Annotated in this window: 13 protein-coding genes and 1 tRNA gene; 7 read left to right on the top strand and 7 right to left on the bottom strand. The window is 73.0% G+C overall.

The window, feature by feature from the left end:
- Positions 1–26: 26 nt before the first annotated feature.
- From KBY32_RS01285 to galE, 4 genes are all read left to right on the top strand, one after another.
- Entirely contained in the window at positions 27–1,430 is a 1,404-nt protein-coding gene (locus KBY32_RS01285) for a glutamine synthetase family protein (RefSeq protein ID WP_210978496.1), read from the top strand.
- 40 nt (positions 1,431–1,470) lie between these two features.
- Complete coding sequence (locus KBY32_RS01280; RefSeq protein WP_210978862.1) at positions 1,471–2,616, top strand: amidohydrolase family protein; 1,146 nt, start codon at positions 1,471–1,473, stop codon at positions 2,614–2,616.
- A 16-nt stretch (positions 2,617–2,632) separates the two neighbouring features.
- Positions 2,633–3,160 carry an NUDIX hydrolase family protein gene (locus KBY32_RS01275; protein ID WP_055619117.1) on the top strand — a complete coding sequence of 176 codons (528 nt, stop codon included), beginning with the start codon at positions 2,633–2,635 and terminating at the stop codon, positions 3,158–3,160.
- Positions 3,161–3,283: 123 nt separating this feature from the next.
- Positions 3,284–4,366, top strand: coding sequence for a UDP-glucose 4-epimerase GalE (galE, locus tag KBY32_RS01270; RefSeq protein WP_210978495.1), 1,083 nt, complete (start codon positions 3,284–3,286; stop codon positions 4,364–4,366).
- Here galE and KBY32_RS01265 read toward each other — a convergent pair.
- Positions 4,305–6,095 carry a glycoside hydrolase family 15 protein gene (locus KBY32_RS01265; RefSeq protein WP_210978494.1) on the bottom strand — a complete coding sequence of 597 codons (1,791 nt, stop codon included), beginning with the start codon at positions 6,093–6,095 and terminating at the stop codon, positions 4,305–4,307. The two genes, galE and KBY32_RS01265, sit on opposite strands and share 62 nt — an antisense overlap.
- Before the next feature lie 158 nt (positions 6,096–6,253).
- Here KBY32_RS01265 and KBY32_RS01260 point away from each other — a divergent pair, with 158 nt between their 5' ends.
- From KBY32_RS01260 to KBY32_RS01250, 3 genes are all read left to right on the top strand, one after another.
- Positions 6,254–6,961: a TetR/AcrR family transcriptional regulator gene (locus tag KBY32_RS01260; protein WP_055619119.1), complete on the top strand. Its 708-nt coding sequence runs from the start codon at positions 6,254–6,256 to the stop codon at positions 6,959–6,961.
- A gap of 322 nt (positions 6,962–7,283) precedes the next feature.
- The gene (locus KBY32_RS01255; protein WP_210978861.1) at positions 7,284–9,488 is read left to right on the top strand and encodes an RICIN domain-containing protein; all 2,205 of its coding nucleotides are present in this window, start codon (positions 7,284–7,286) and stop codon (positions 9,486–9,488) included.
- An 80-nt stretch (positions 9,489–9,568) separates the two neighbouring features.
- Positions 9,569–10,690 (top strand): chitinase, encoded by a 1,122-nt coding sequence (locus KBY32_RS01250; RefSeq protein ID WP_210978493.1) that lies wholly within the window; start codon positions 9,569–9,571, stop codon positions 10,688–10,690.
- Between the two features lie 58 nt (positions 10,691–10,748).
- Here KBY32_RS01250 and KBY32_RS01245 read toward each other — a convergent pair.
- The 6 genes from KBY32_RS01245 to KBY32_RS01220 form a co-directional block, all read right to left on the bottom strand.
- Positions 10,749–10,822: transfer RNA gene (locus KBY32_RS01245), tRNA-Pro, on the bottom strand.
- Positions 10,823–10,903: 81 nt separating this feature from the next.
- Positions 10,904–12,235, bottom strand: coding sequence for an MFS transporter (locus KBY32_RS01240; RefSeq protein WP_210978492.1), 1,332 nt, complete (start codon positions 12,233–12,235; stop codon positions 10,904–10,906).
- A gap of 81 nt (positions 12,236–12,316) precedes the next feature.
- Complete coding sequence (locus KBY32_RS01235; protein WP_181890276.1) at positions 12,317–12,676, bottom strand: MmcQ/YjbR family DNA-binding protein; 360 nt, start codon at positions 12,674–12,676, stop codon at positions 12,317–12,319.
- 30 nt (positions 12,677–12,706) lie between these two features.
- Complete coding sequence (locus tag KBY32_RS01230; protein WP_210978491.1) at positions 12,707–13,240, bottom strand: GNAT family N-acetyltransferase; 534 nt, start codon at positions 13,238–13,240, stop codon at positions 12,707–12,709.
- Positions 13,237–13,815: a helix-turn-helix domain-containing protein gene (locus KBY32_RS01225; RefSeq protein ID WP_210978490.1), complete on the bottom strand. Its 579-nt coding sequence runs from the start codon at positions 13,813–13,815 to the stop codon at positions 13,237–13,239. Before KBY32_RS01225 ends, KBY32_RS01230 begins: the two co-directional genes overlap by 4 nt.
- A gap of 46 nt (positions 13,816–13,861) precedes the next feature.
- A complete protein-coding gene (locus tag KBY32_RS01220; protein ID WP_210978489.1) occupies positions 13,862–14,761 on the bottom strand; it encodes a LysR family transcriptional regulator in 900 nt (299 codons plus the stop codon).
- Positions 14,762–14,803: the final 42 nt, after the last annotated feature.

Genomic DNA, 14,803 nt, shown 5'->3' with positions numbered 1-14,803 from the left:
GCGGCCGAGCTCGTCGAGGAGACCGTATGACCACCCTTGCCGACCCCGTCCCGGGAGGGCGTCCCGGGGACGTCGAACGGGCCACCGCGCTGAGCGGCGAGCTGGCGGGCCGGGGTGTGCACGGGGTCGTGCTGGCGTACGTGGACACGGCGGGGATCGGCCGGGTGAAGACGGTCCCGACGGCCAAGCTGCCCTCGGCGGCGGCCTGGGGCGTCGGGATGTCGCCCGTCTTCGACACGTTCCTCGCGGACGACTCCATCGTGACCACGGACGTTCTCGGCTCCCCGGACGGCGATCTGCGCCTGTACCCGGATCTCACCGCGCTGGTCGAGCTGGCCGCGCAGCCCGGCTGGGCCTGGGCTCCGGTCGACCGGATCACCCAGGAGGGCGAGCCGCATCCGGCGTGCGCCCGTACGTTTCTGCGGCGGACGGTCCGGGAGGCCGCCGAGCGGCACGGGGTGACGTTCCGGGCGAGCATCGAGATCGAGTGGGTCTTCGCCCGTCCGCCGGGTCCCGACGGGGCCTTCGTGCCCGCGGTCACGGCTCCCGCGTACGGCGTCGCCCGGCAGGTGGAGCTGAGCGACTGCGCCGCGGAGCTGCTGGCGGCGCTGGCCCGGCAGGGGGTCGAGACCGAGCAGTTCCATCCCGAGTACGCGGCCGGGCAGTTCGAGCTGTCGGTGGCCGCACTGGACCCGGTCGCGGCGGCCGACCGGAGTGTGCTGGTGCGGCAGACGATCCGTGCGGTGGCGCGGCGCCACGGACTCGCGGTGTCGTTCGCGCCCGCGCTGCTCGGGCGGGGCGTCGGCAACGGCGGTCACGTCCATCTGTCCGTCTGGCGCGAGGGCGTCAATCTGCACGCGGGTGGCGACCGCCGCCACGGGATGCGCCCCGAGGCCGAGTCGTTCGCCGCCGGCGTGCTGGGCCGGCTGCCGGCGCTGACCGCGGTGACCGCGCCGAGCCCGGCGAGCTATCTGCGGCTGCGGCCCTCGCAGTGGGCGGGCGCGTTCACGGCGTGGGGCAGGGAGACCCGGGAGGCCGGGCTGCGCCTGGTGACCGGCACCGTGGGCCGGCGCGAGCAGACCGCGAACATCGAGGTCAAGCCGGTCGACCTGGCCGCCAACCCGTATCTCGCGCTGGGCTGTCTGATCGCCGCCGGCCTCGACGGCATGACGGCGGACGCGCGGCTGCCCGAGGAGATCACCGGCGATCCCGCGCACCTGGACGCCCGGGAGGCAGCGGCGCTCGGGGTGCGTCGGCTGCCCGTCTCGCTGGGCGAGGCCGTCGGGGAGTTCCGTACCGACGGGGTGCTGCGCGGAGCACTCGGGCCGGTCCTCGCCGACGCCGTGACGGCCGTACGGGAGGGCGAGATCGCGCGGGTCGACGGGCTGGACGACGACGGGGTCGCGGCGGCCTACCGGTGGGTGTACTGACGTGGGCGGCACCGGACCGGTCCACGAGGCGCTCGCGGCCATGCCGCTGGTCGACCACCACTGCCACGGGGTGGTCACCGGGGACCTGGACCGCGCCGGCTTCGACGCCCTGCTCACCGAGGGCGAGCCGGGGCCCCACGGCTCCGCCTTCGACACCCCGGTGGGGCTGTCCGTACGCCGGGACTGCGCTCCCCTGCTCGATCTGCCCCGGCACGCCCCCGCCGACGCCTACCTGACCCGGCGCGCCGAGCTGGGCACGGCGGAGGTGAACCGGCGGTTCCTGCGGGCGGCGGGTGTGGCGGCGCTCTGTGTGGACACCGGCTATACACCGGTGCCGCTCACCACACCCGGGCAGCTCGCGGAGGCGGCCGGGGCCACCCCCCATGTGGTGGTCCGCCTGGAGGCCGTCGCCGAGTCGGTCGCGGCCTCGGGGGTCGGGCCCGACGAGTACGCCGACGCCTTCCACGCGGCCCTCGAGGACGCCGTCCGCCGTCCCGAGGTGGTGGCAGTGAAGTCGGTGGCGGCGTACCGCACCGGCCTCGACCTGGAGCCGGCGCGTCCCACCGGCGCCCTGGTCACCGCCTCGGCCCGGCAGTGGCTGAGGGACGGCGGACGCCTGTCCGACCCGGTCCTGACCCGGCATCTGCTGTGGACGGCGGTCGACCTCGGCCTGCCCCTGCAGCTGCACACCGGGTTCGGTGACGCCGATCTGCGGCTGCAGCGGGCGAATCCGGTCCTGCTGACCGACTGGCTGCACCTCATGAGGGGCGCGATCCCGGTGCTGTTCCTGCACTGCTGGCCGTACCAGCGTGAGGCCGCCTATCTGGCGGCCGTCCTCGACCATGTGTATCTGGACGTGGGGCTCGCCCTGCACCATGTCGGCCCGGCCCGGGCGCGGGCCGTGCTCGCGGAGGCACTGGAGATCACGCCGTTCCGCAAACTGCTCTACAGCTCCGACGCCTACGGCCTGGCCGAGTTCCACACCCTGGGGGCCCTGGCGTTCCGCCGCGGCCTGGGTGAGCTGCTCCAGGACCGGGTGGACAGCGACGACCTGAGCCTGCCGGACGCGCTGCGCATCGCCGCGTGGACGGCCGGCGACAACGCCCGCCGCCTGTACGGTCTCTCCTCCGCCGAACCGTCCGCCGACCCGACCACGACCGAGCGTCCGCACTCCCGGAAAGTATGATCAAGCAATGTCTGACATGACCGAAACCACGCCCGGCTGGCTGTCCACGGACGACCTGGAGCAGGCACGCGCCCGCATGCCGATCCTGTACGTCGAGGCGGTGCCCGTGCGCGTCGACGACAGCGGCGAGGTCACCAGCATCGGCCTGCTGCTGCGCATCGGACCCGACGGAACGGTCAGCCGGACCCTGGTCTCCGGCCGCGTACTGCACCACGAGCGGGTCCGGGACGCGCTGCTGCGCCACCTGGAGAAGGACCTCGGACCGGTGGCGCTGCCCCGGGTGCCGACCGCGCTCCAGCCGTTCACCGTGGCCGAGTACTTCCCCACGCAGGGCATCACGCCGTACCACGACCCCCGTCAGCACGCGGTGTCCCTCGCGTACATCGTCCCGGTCAGCGGCGACTGCCGGCCCCGGCAGGACGCCCTCGACCTGGTCTGGTTCAGCCCCCAGGAGGCGCTGTCACCGGCGGTGCAGAGCGAGATGCCGGGCGGGCACGGCGTGCTGCTGAAGCAGGCGCTGGCGCACGTGGGCTGCGTGGTCTGACGGGCGGGACGGCGGCCGCCGGGCGCGGTCGCCGGTTCGTTTGACGCTGCCGGAGGCGAGGCGCATAGTCGAGGTATACGTCGTAAATGTACGACGTTGTGAGCGATCCGGGAGCGGCTGCCCATGACGCGCGGCGAGCCGGTGAGTAAACCGTCGACGGTCCTCGTCACCGGCGGTGCGGGGTTCCTCGGCAGCCACGCCTGCGTCGATCTGCTCGACCACGGCTACGAGGTGATCGTGGTCGACGACTACTCCCACAGCAGCCCGCGGGTGCTCCAGCGGCTGGAGCGGATCGCCGGGCGGTTCGTCGGCGCCGTGTACGAGCTGGACGTCCGGGACCGCCGGGCGCTGTCGGCCGTCTTCGACCGGCACGCCGTGGACGCCGTGGTGCACTGCGCCGGACTGCGCTCGGTGAGCGCGTCCACGCGCATGCCCGTCGAGTACTACGACAGCAACGTCGGCGCCACCACCTCCCTGCTGCAGGCCATGGACGAGCACGGGGTGCGCCGCCTGATCTTCTCGTCGTCGTGCGCGGTCTACGGCGACGCCGGCCACGGTCCGCTCGACGAGTCGACGCCGGTGCGGCCGATGAGCCCGTACGCCGCGTCGAAGTGGGCGTGCGAGCAGATCCTGGCCGACGTGTGCCGCAGGCGGCCGGACTACACGGTGCTGTGCCTGCGGTACGCCAATCCGGCGGGCGCCCACCCCAGCGGTCTGCTGGGCCCCGATCCGCCCGGTGAGCCCGACAATCTGCTGCCGTCGCTCGCGCGGGTCGCCGGCGGCCGGCGGGAGCTGCTGCGGGTGTTCGGCGACGACTATCCGACGCGTGACGGGACGACGGTCCGCGACTATCTGCACATCATGGACGCGGTCGGCGCGTACCGGCTGGCGCTGGACCACCTCGGCGACGCGGCGGGCATGCACGTGTTCAACCTGGGCCTGGGCGAGGGCCGTTCCGTCCTGGAGGTCGTCGCCGCGTTCTCGCGGGCGACCGGCTGGCGGGTGCCGTACGAGGTCGGGCCCCGGCGCCCCGGCGATGTGGCCGAACTGGTCGCGGACGCGGGCGCGGTGGCGCGTGCCTGGGGCTGGCGGCCGACCCGCGGCCTGGACGACATGTGCCGGGACGCCTGGCGGTTCCAGCAGCTCAATCCGTACGGGTACGGGGAGTCAGAGCGGACGCCGTCTCCACCAGGGCGATGTGACTGAACGCCTGGGGCGCGTTGCCGAGTTGGCGGCCGGCGTCCGGGTCCCACTGCTCGGCGAGCAGACCGACGTCGTTGCGGATGGCGAGGACCCGCTCGAACGCCTCGCGGGCCTGCCCGGTCCGGCCGGTCGCGGCGAGGGCGTCGGCGTACCAGAGCGAACAGGCCACGAAGGCGCCCTCAGGGCCGTCCTCGGGGCCGTCCTCGGCGCCCCGGCCGGGCGTGTAGCGGCGTACGAAGCCACGGTGGCCGAGGGTGCGCATCGCGGAGACCGTGCCGCGCACCCGTGGGTCCTCGGGCGGCAGGAAGCCGAGCCGGGGGATCAGCAGCGCGGAGGCGTCCAGCGTGGCGGAGCCGTAGGACTGGGTGAAGGCACGGCGGGCGGGGTCCCAGCCCTCGCGGCAGACCTCGCGGTGGATCTGGTCGCGCATGGCCCGCCACCGTTCGCGGGCCCCGTCGCGGCCGAGCATCCGGCCCATCCGCAGCCCCCGGTCGGCGGCGACCCAGGCCATCACCTTGGAGTGGGTGAACTGCCGTCGTGACCCGCGCAGTTGCCACAGTCCCTGGTCGGGTTCGCGCCAGTGCCGCAGCAGATGCCCCATCAGGGCCTCGACGAGGCTCCACACATGGCCGGGCAGGTCGATGCCGGCCCGCAGGGACAGGCACAGGGCGTCCAGGACCTCGCCGTAGACGTCCAACTGGTACTGACCGGCAGCGGAGTTGCCGAAGCGGACGGGCTGGGAGCCCTCGTAGCCGGGCAGCCAGGGCGCCTCGGTCTCGGGGAGCAGCCGCTGACCCCCGACGCCGTACACGGTCTGGAGGTCGGCGGGGTCGCCCGCGACGGCGCGCACCAGCCAGTCGACCCAGGCCGTGGCCTCCTCGCGGTAGCCGTTGCGCAGCAGGCAGGACAGGGTCATGGCGGAGTCCCGCAGCCAGCAGTACCGGTAGTCCCAGTTGAGGTCGCCGCCGATCCGGCCGGGCAGGGACGTGGTGGGGGCGGCGACGACCCCGCCGGTGGGCGCGTAGATGAGCGCCTTCAGCGTGATCAGGGACCGTACGACCGCGTCCCGCCAGGGGCCGTCGTAGCGGCACTGGGCGGTCCAGCGCCGCCAGAAGTCGGCGGTCTCCTTGAGCATCGTCTCGGCGGGGACGGCCAGTGGCGCGGGCGGTCCGGGCCGGTGGGACGGCGACCAGACCAGGGTGAGCGCGACGCGCCGGCCGGCCGTGACGGTGAAGTCGTGAACCGTACGGTCGTCGGCGCCGGACCGCTCGACGGGGCCTTCGGTGCCGAGCCAGACGGCGTCCGGTCCGGCGATCGCCACCGAGCAGCCCTCGACGGCGCGGATCCAGGGCACGACCCGGCCCTGGTGGAACCGCAGCCGCAGCTCGCTGCGCAGGGAGACGGTCCCGGACACCCCTTCGACGAGGCGGACGACGCAGGGCAGCCCGGTGCGAGGCGGCATGAAGTCGGTGACCCGCACGGTGCCGGTGGGTGTCGTCCAGCGCGACTGGAGCAGCAGGGTGTCGTGCCGGTAGCGCCGGTCGGTGCAGCGGCCGGCGCCGAGCGGGGCGAGCCGCCAGGTGCCGTTGTCCCGGGTGCCCAGCAGGGCGGCCAGGGAGGCCGGCGAGTCGAACCGGGGCAGGCACAGCCAGTCGACCGAGCCGTCCCGGCCGACCAGGGCCGCTGTCTCCAGATCACTGATGAGGGCGTAGTCCTCGATGGGTGCGCTCATGACGGTCACTCGCCCATGTGTTTACGACACCCGTTTACGGCGTATATGTACATGTTACGCGGCCGTTCGGGCCCGGCAACCGGGCCGGACGGCCCCGGATCGCGTACGTTGACGGCGTAACCGTACGGTCGCGCGGGGTGACGGCGAGGAGGTCGGCGATGGCGAAGGAGCCCGGACCGGGACCGGCGCGGCGCGCCAGCGACCGGGGCCGCTACGGCCGGCTGAACCGCGAGCGCGTCCTCGGCGCGGCCCTGCGCCTGGTCGACCGGGAAGGCCTGTCGGCCCTGAGCATGCGCCGGCTCGGCGCCGAACTGGGCGTCGAGGCAATGGCCCTGTACCGCTACGCCTCCTCGAAGGACGCCCTGCTGGACGGCCTGGTGGAGGCCCTGCACGCGGAGCTGGAGGGCCGGCTGAGCGCCGGGGAGGCGGCCGACGGCTGGCGGGCCGAGCTGCGCCGGGTGGCGCTGGCGACGTACGACATCTGCCTGGACCATCCGCAGGTCGTGCCGCTGCTCTCCACGCGAATGCTGGCCGTGCCGCTCGCCCGGCGCCCGGCGGCGACACTGCGGCATCACGAGCGGGTGCTGACACTGTTCGAGCAGGCCGGGTTCGACACGGCCCGCTCGGCGCGGCTCTTCCGCGCCTTCACGGGGTGGGTGCTCGGCTATGTGTCGGTGGAGCTGCAGGCCATGGTGGACAACCCGCAGGAGCCGGAGTCCGGGTTCCGGCTGGGGCTGCACCACATGGATCCGCGGGAGCTGCCACGCCTGCGCGCCACCGCTCCCGCGCTCGCCGAGCGGGCCGGGCGGGCGGATCTGACGGACGGCCTGGACGCGCTGATGGACCGGTTCGCGGGACCGAGCTGAGCGGGTATCACCCCTTCCGCGCCCCCACTCCCTCCCGCCTGCCTCAACTCCCCCGCACACCTGCTTACTTCATGTCTTGACGAAAGTGGTCCATACCTTTAGGTTCACGGGTCAGCCAGACCGGCGCGTGCCGCGTTCACCGTTCACGGCATGAACGCGGCCATGGCCGCACACCCCCCACGGAGGGCCACCCGCATGCCCGGAATCCCTGACCCCCGCACCGGCTGAGCCGCCTTTCCACCTGCGTCGGAACCACCCGGACCCCCGGCCCGGGACCCCCCAACCCGCCTTCGCCCGGCAAGGAGAGCCCGTGCACACCTTGATGCCCCGCGCCCTGCGACGCCTGCGCAGATCCGGCGCGGCCACGCTCGTCACCGTGGCCGCCGCCTCGCTGCTCGGTTCGGCGCCCGCGCCCGCGGGCGCGGCGGCCGGCGCCGCCGCCGCGCTGCCCACCCAGTTCGCCACCGTGATGAACGCCGCGAGCGGCCGGTGCCTGGACGCCCGGGCGGCCGCCACCGCCAACGGCACCGCCGTGCAGCAGTACGCGTGCAACAACACCACGGCCCAGCAGTGGAGTTTCACGACCACCAGCGACGGCTACGTCCGCATCAACAACCGCAACAACACCGCGCAGGTCGTGGACGTCGCCGACGTCTCCACCGCCGACGGCGCGCCCGTGCATCTGTGGGCCTACGGCGGCGGCGCCAACCAGCAGTGGCTGCCGGTCGAACTGGGCGGCGGCGCCTACCGGTTCGTCAACCGGCACAGCGGCAAGTGCCTGGACGACCCGGGCGCCTCGCTCGCCGACAGCGTGCAGTTCGTGCAGTACACGTGCAACGGCAGCGCCGCCCAGCGTTTCCAGGTGGTGCCCGTGAACCAGTCGACGGCGGCCCCGGACCTCGGCCCGAACGTCGCCGTGTTCGACCCGTCGATGTCCGCGTCGGCCATCCAGAGCAAGCTCAACTCGATCTTCCAGCAGCAGGAGACCAACCAGTTCGGCACCCAGCGGCACGCGGTGCTGTTCAAGCCGGGCTCCTACGACGCCGACGTCAACGTCGGCTTCTACACCCAGGTCGCCGGTCTGGGCCTCAGCCCGGACGCGGTCAACGTCAACGGCGCGGTGCATGTCGAGGCCGACTGGTTCCCGCCGCAGAACGCCACCCAGAACTTCTGGCGCGGCGCCGAGAACCTGTCCGTGAACCCGGCCGGCGGCCGTGACCGCTGGGCGGTCTCGCAGGCGGCCCCGTACCGCCGGATGCATCTGCGCGGCGACCTGGCGCTGGACGACGGCGGCTGGGCCAGCGGCGGCCTGTTCGCCGACACCAAGGTCGACGGGCAGGTCGACTCCGGCAGCCAGCAGCAGTGGCTGACCCGCAACTCCCAGCTGGGCAGCTGGACCGGCTCCAACTGGAACATGGTCTTCGTCGGCAGCCAGGGCGTACCGAACACCTCGTTCCCCAGGCCCCCGTACACCACGGTCGCGCAGTCCCCGGTGACCCGCGAGAAGCCCTTCCTGTACGTCGACGGCGACAACGCCTACAAGGTGTTCGTGCCGTCGGTCCGGTCCAACTCCTCCGGTGTGAGCTGGGCGAACGGGGCGCCGTCCGGCACCACGCTGTCGCTGGACACCTTCCACATCGTCAAGCCGGGCGCGAGCGCCTCCTCCATCAACGCCGCGCTGGCCGCGGGCAAGAACCTGCTCGTCACGCCGGGCGTCTACCACCTCGACCAGACGCTCCAGGTGAACCGGCCCGGCACGGTCGTCCTCGGCCTGGGCCTCGCCACGTTCATCCCGGACAACGGCGTCACCGCGATGAAGGTCGCCGACGTCGACGGCGTGAAGGTCGCGGGCATCCTCTTCGACGCGGGCACCGCCAACTCCCCCACCCTCATGGAGGTCGGCCCGGCCAACTCCTCGGCGTCACACGACGCCGACCCGACCTCGCTGCACGACGTGTACTTCCGGGTCGGCGGCGCCGCCGTCGGCAAGGCGACCACCAGCCTCGTCATCAACAGCGACGACGTCATCGGCGACCACATGTGGATCTGGCGCGGCGACCACGGCAACGGCATCGGATGGAACAGCAACACCGGTGACACGGGCCTCATCGTCAACGGCGACGACGTCACGACGTACGGCCTGTTCGTCGAGCACTACCAGAAGCACCAGACCATCTGGAACGGCAACGGCGGCCGGACGTACTTCTACCAGAACGAGATGCCGTACGACCCGCCCAACCAGGCGGCCTGGATGAACGGTTCGACCCAGGGCTACGCCGCCTACAAGGTCGCCGACTCGGTCACCAGCCACCAGGCGTGGGGCCTCGGCAGCTACTGCTTCTTCAACGTCAACCCGAGCGTGACCGCCGAGCGGGCCATCGAGGCGCCGAACCGGGCGGGCGTGCGCTTCACCAGCATGGTGACGGTCTCCCTCGGCGGCACCGGCACCATCCGGCATGTCGTCAACGGCACGGGCGGCCCGTCCAACTCCACGACGAACGTGGCGAATCTGCCCAGCTACCCGTAAGGCGTATTCCGAGACTCCGGCCGCCCCTCGTCCGAGGGGCGGCCGGTCCACCCCCCGACACCCGAGGAGTGTGCTCACCCATGTCCTCTTCCGTGCACAGACCCCGTCTCGCCGTCCTCACGGTGCTCGCCGCCGTGCTGGCCGCCCTGCTCACCGCGGCGCCCGAGGCCCGGGCCGCCGCGGGCTCGATCACCGGCCTCGCCGGGAAGTGCGTCGACGTGGCCGGCGCCAACAGCGCCAACGGCACGCCCGTCCAGCTCTACGACTGCAACGGCACCAACGCCCAGATCTGGTCCAACTCCGGTGACGGCACCCTGCGCGCGCTCGGCAAATGTCTGGACGTCTCCAACCGCAGCACCGCGGACGGTGCCGCCGTCCATCTGTGGGACTGCACGGGCGGCGCCAACCAGCAGTGGGTGGTCTCCGGTGCCCGCGACATCGTGAACCCGGCGGCGGACAAGTGCCTGGACGTGAGGGGCAACAACAGCGCCAACGGCACCCCGCTGCAGATCTGGACCTGCACGGGCGCGGCCAACCAGAAGTGGAACGCCCCGGCGAGCGGCGGCGGAGGCGGCAACCCGTCCGGATTCGTGGTCAGCGAGGCCCAGTTCAACCAGATGTTCCCGGGCCGGAACTCCTTCTACACCTACAGCGGCCTGGTCGCGGCGCTCAGCGCCTACCCCGGTTTCGCCAACTCGGGCAGCGACACCGTCAAGAAGCAGGAGGCCGCCGCCTTCCTCGCCAACGTCAACCACGAGACCGGCGGCCTCGTCCACATCGTCGAGCAGAACACCGCCAACTACCCCCACTACTGCGACTGGGGTCAGCCCTACGGCTGCCCGGCGGGCCAGGCCGCGTACTACGGGCGGGGTCCGATCCAGCTGTCGTGGAACTTCAACTACAAGGCCGCCGGCGACGCCCTCGGCATCGACCTGCTCAACAACCCCTGGCGGGTGCAGAACGAGGCGGCCGTCGCCTGGAAGACCGGCCTGTGGTACTGGAACACCCAGACCGGCCCCGGCTCCATGACCCCCCACAACGCCATGGTCAACCAGGCCGGCTTCGGCCAGACCATCCGCTCCATCAACGGCAGCCTGGAATGCGACGGGAAGAACCCCGCCCAGGTCCAGAGCCGCGTCGACGCCTACCAGCGCTTCACCCAGATCCTCGGCGTCACCCCCGGCGGCAACCTCTACTGCTGACCGCACACACAGAGAAGGGCTTCCGTGGGTGTGAACCCGCGGAAGCCCTTTCGCACCGTCGGGACGACAGGATTTGAACCTGCGACCCCTTGACCCCCAGTCAAGTGCGCTACCAAGCTGCGCCACGTCCCGGTGCCCCGCTGACCTGGGGTTTCCCCTGGCCGAACGTGCAGGGAAACTCTACCGCACTCGGGTCGGTGGTCGCGCACCCGTTTACGGCCGCGAGCCCGGGTCCCCGGGGGCGTCCGCCCGGACCAGACCGCGGATCGCGGGTACGCAGAGCAGCGAGGCGGCTACGACGAAGCTCATGCCGCCCGCCGCCAGCAGCACGTGGTCCGGCCCGAACGCCCCGGCGGCCGGACCCGCCAGGGACTGCCCGACCGGCATCATCGCCAGGGAGCCCGCCACGTCGTAGGCGTGGATGCGGTTGAGGACGTCCGCCGGGACCTGCGTCTGCACGCTCGTCGCCCACATCACGCTCCAGAACGCCATGCCCACCCCGGCCACGGCCGCTCCGGCCGCCATGGCGGCGACGGACAGCCCCGCGCCGACCGTCACCGGGAAGGCCGCGAACGCGAAGACGCCGAACGCGCCGGCGCGCAGCATGCGGCGGGGACGCAGCCGCAGGGCGAGGAGGCCACCGACGACGGTGCCCGCGCCGAGCGCGGAGTTGACCAGGCCGTACGAGCGGGCCCCGTGGTCCTGGACGATCTCGGCGGCCACCAGCGGGGTCGTCGGGCCCCATACGGTGATCATGTAGAGGCACCACACGGCGATGACGCCCCACAGCCAGGTACGGGACCGGAACTCGCGCCAGCCCTCGACCAGATCGGCCCGGAAGGCGCGGCCGCCCTTCAGGGCGCGGGCGGCGCCCGTCCGGACCCGCGGGGGCAGCCGCAACAGCAGGAGGCAGACGGCGCTCACCGTGTAGGTGGCGGCGTGGGCCGCGAACACCCCGCCGGGCGAGGCGAATCCGACCAGCACGCCCGCGAGGGCCGGGCCGGCCAGCTGGGCCACGGCCTCGGCGATCCGTATGGCGCCGTTCGCTCCCTGGACGTCGGTGGCGAGACGGGGCACGGTGCCGGCGACGCCGGGCTGGAACACGGCGCCCGCCACACCGTTGACGAAGCCGATCACGCAGATCTGCCAGAGCACGACGTGCCCGGAGAAGAACAGCGCGGCGGCCAGGGACTGGGTGCAGACGCGGACGAGGTCGGCGCCGATCATCAGCCGGCGGGTGTCGAAGCGGTCGGCGACGACCCCGCCGAAGACGATCAGCCCGGCGAAGGCGGCGGACGTCGAGGCCAGGGCGGCACCGACGGCACCGGCTCCGTGTCCGTGCTGGAGCAGCCCGGCCGCGAGGGCCACGGGCAGCATGGTGTCGCCGAGCTGCGCCACGGCCCGGGCGCTGAAGAACAGTGCGAAGTCACGGGACCAGACCGGCCGCTGCCGGCCTCCGCCCGGCTCCTTCCCCGCCCCCGGTGACGGAGTCCGCGTCCCGCCCTTGGCCCCACCCGGCGGTGTCCGCTGCGGCGTCCCGCGCATCCCCTCGATCCCTCCCCGAACCGCTTCCCCGTCCCCTCTCCGGATGATCGCACGCGGGACCGGCGGCGCGGCAGGGCGATCTCACTCCCCCTGCGGCAGTCCCAGCTCCGGGTAGGCGTCGAGGAGCCGCGTCGGGGCGGCCTGGCGCCAGGAGTCGGCGAGGATGGCGCGCAGTTCGTCCTCGTCGTCGAGGGCTGCGATACGGGCCCGTACCCACGCGAACTGGGCCTCGTGGTCGGCGATCCAGAACTTGTCCGGTTCGGCCAGGACCAGTTCGTCGCGCTCCTCCTTGGGGCAGCGCACGGCGAGGGACGTCTCGTCCTCGGGCAGCGTGGCGAACATCTTGCCCGCGACCCGGAACGTGGGCATGCTCCAGGCGATCTTCTCCGTCGTGTCCGGCAGGGACAGGGCGATACGGCGTACGTCGTCGGCGTCCGGCATAGCCCGAACCGTAGCGGCTGCCACTGACACTCAGCTGGTGGGAGCGGGTACGCCCAGTCGCTTGTAGTAGAGGGTGGTCGGCCGTGGCTCTCCGTGCGGGGTGGTCGCGTAGTCGGGGATGACGCCGGCGCGCGTCCAGCCCGCCGAACCGTAGAGGCGCTCGGCGGGGCTGCCGGTCTCGGTGTCCAGGTGGAGCAGGGTGATCCCGGCGTCGGCGGCGGCCGTCTCCGCGGTCGTCAGCAGGGTGCGGCCCAGTCCCCGGCCGCGGGCCCGGCGGTGCACCATCAGCTTGACCACTTCGGCCCGGTGCCGGCTGTTGGGCTTGTCGGCGAAGGCGAGGCCGATGGTTCCGACGACGTACTCGCCGTCGCGGGCCACCCAGACGGCCAGGTCTCCGGCGGCCACGGCGTCCGCGCGGCCCGTCCACCAGGTCCGGGCCGCCGCGAGGTCGAGGGAGGCGAGGAAGCCGACCGAGGCGCCGCCCGCCACGGTGTCCACCAGCAGGGCGGCCAGGTCCCCGGCTTGCTCGCGCAGCCGGTCGGCGTCCAGGCGGGTCACGATCACGGCAGCACCACCGCCAGCAGATAGCGGACCTCGCCGGGGCCGGGGCACCGGAAGCGCGTGGGACCCCACACCCGGGTCCGCAGGCAGTCCCCCGCCTCCAGCCGGTATTCGATCTCTTGCACCGTCACCTCCAGCACGCCGTCCAGCACCCACAGATGCTGCTCAAGGCCCGGTACGGGCGGCCGGTCGTAGGCGATGTCGGCGCCCGGGCCGAGCCGTCCCTCCACCAGTTCCGCCCGCAGCCCCATGTGCGGCGGCGACACCGACCGGCGTACGAAGCCGGAGGTGTGGTCGCGCCACATGTGCTGGTCGGCCACCCGTACCACCGGGGCCGGTGCCGACTCGGACTCGACCTCGCCGAGCAGGCGGGACATGGTGCGGCCGTACACCTGGCACAGCCGGTTGAGCTGGGTCGCGGTGGGGCTGGTCTCGCCGCGTTCGGCCCGGGACAGGGTGGAGCGGCTGACTCCGCTGCGGGCCGCCAACTCGTCGAGGGACCAGCCGTGTTCGGCCCGCAGTGCGGCGAGCCGCGCGGCCAGCCGGGTGCCGACCGCGTCTTCGGTCGTCTGTCTCATGGACGGGACGGTATCCCGCGGATGAGACGGCCGTGTTACGGCGGGCTCACTCCCGGGCGGCCGCGCCGAGAGCGTCGAGGACCGGGCTGATCAGGGGGTGTTCCTCCGCGCCACGCCGTACGGCCGCGAAGACCCGGCGGGTGGGCGCGACGCCGTCCACGGAGCGGACGACGACCCCGGTGAGGTCCATGCCGCGCAGTGCCGAGCGCGGGACGAGCGCCACTCCGGCGTCGGCCGAGGCGAGGGCGACGACCGCGCGGAAGTCGTCGGAGGAGTGGTCGAGGCGCGGCTGGAACCCGGCGCTCTCACAGGCCAGCACGACCACGTCGTGGCAGGGGTTGCCGGGATAGGGCCCGATCCAGGTGTCCTTGGCGAGCTCGGCCAGCGGGACGACGTCGGCGCCGGCCAGCCGGTGGGCGACCGGGACGACCGCGTCGAAGGGCTCCGCGTACAGCGGCACATGGGCGAGCCGGGGGTCGTCGGCGGGCGCCCCGCGGTACTCGACGGCGACGGCCACGTCGATCTGCCGGTCCAGCAGCATCGGCAGGCTGGCGTCGCCCTCGGCGTCCAGGACGCGCAGGCGGATGCCGGGGGACGTGCGGGCGAGGTGGGCCACCGCCGGCGCGACGACCAGGGCGATGCCGGTGGCGAAGGAGGCGACGGTGACCGTGCCGGCCGCGCCGGAGCTGTAGGCGGCGAGCTCCGCCTCGGCCCGCTCCAGCTGGGCGAGGACGGCGTTGGTGTGGCTGAGCAGGATCTCCCCTGCCGGGGTCAGTCGTACGCCCTTGGCGCCGCGCTCGACCAGGCGGTGCCCGGTTTCCTGCTCCAGGGCCGTGAGCTGCTGGGACACCGCCGACGGGGTGAGATAGAGCGCGGCGGCCGCCGCCGTCACGGTGCGGTGGTCGGCCACCGCACGGAGGATGTGGAGCCGCCGCGCTTCGATCATGGGATCGATTATCGCAAGATGTCGGACGCGCGCCGGACGCCG

It is taken from the genome of Streptomyces sp. RK62 (assembly GCF_018070255.1).
Classification (GTDB): domain Bacteria; phylum Actinomycetota; class Actinomycetes; order Streptomycetales; family Streptomycetaceae; genus Streptomyces; species Streptomyces nigra.
Note: the sequence above shows the minus strand (reverse complement) of the source record. Positions and strands in the feature narration are given on the sequence as shown.

Bases quoted from the DNA above. Each gene is read 5' to 3' on its own strand.
- galE (WP_210978495.1), top strand. From the start codon at position 3,284: ATGACGCGCGGCGAGCCGGTGAGTAAACCGTCGACGGTCCTCGTCACC.
- KBY32_RS01250 (WP_210978493.1), top strand. From the start codon at position 9,569: ATGTCCTCTTCCGTGCACAGACCCCGTCTCGCCGTCCTCACGGTGCTC.
- KBY32_RS01255 (WP_210978861.1), top strand. From the start codon at position 7,284: ATGCCCCGCGCCCTGCGACGCCTGCGCAGATCCGGCGCGGCCACGCTC.
- KBY32_RS01225 (WP_210978490.1), bottom strand. From the start codon at position 13,815: ATGAGACAGACGACCGAAGACGCGGTCGGCACCCGGCTGGCCGCGCGG.
- KBY32_RS01275 (WP_055619117.1), top strand. From the start codon at position 2,633: ATGACCGAAACCACGCCCGGCTGGCTGTCCACGGACGACCTGGAGCAG.
- KBY32_RS01280 (WP_210978862.1), top strand. From the start codon at position 1,471: ATGCCGCTGGTCGACCACCACTGCCACGGGGTGGTCACCGGGGACCTG.
- KBY32_RS01265 (WP_210978494.1), bottom strand. From the start codon at position 6,095: ATGAGCGCACCCATCGAGGACTACGCCCTCATCAGTGATCTGGAGACA.
- KBY32_RS01240 (WP_210978492.1), bottom strand. From the start codon at position 12,235: ATGCGCGGGACGCCGCAGCGGACACCGCCGGGTGGGGCCAAGGGCGGG.
- KBY32_RS01285 (WP_210978496.1), top strand. From the start codon at position 27: ATGACCACCCTTGCCGACCCCGTCCCGGGAGGGCGTCCCGGGGACGTC.
- KBY32_RS01220 (WP_210978489.1), bottom strand. From the start codon at position 14,761: ATGATCGAAGCGCGGCGGCTCCACATCCTCCGTGCGGTGGCCGACCAC.
- KBY32_RS01260 (WP_055619119.1), top strand. From the start codon at position 6,254: ATGGCGAAGGAGCCCGGACCGGGACCGGCGCGGCGCGCCAGCGACCGG.
- KBY32_RS01235 (WP_181890276.1), bottom strand. From the start codon at position 12,676: ATGCCGGACGCCGACGACGTACGCCGTATCGCCCTGTCCCTGCCGGAC.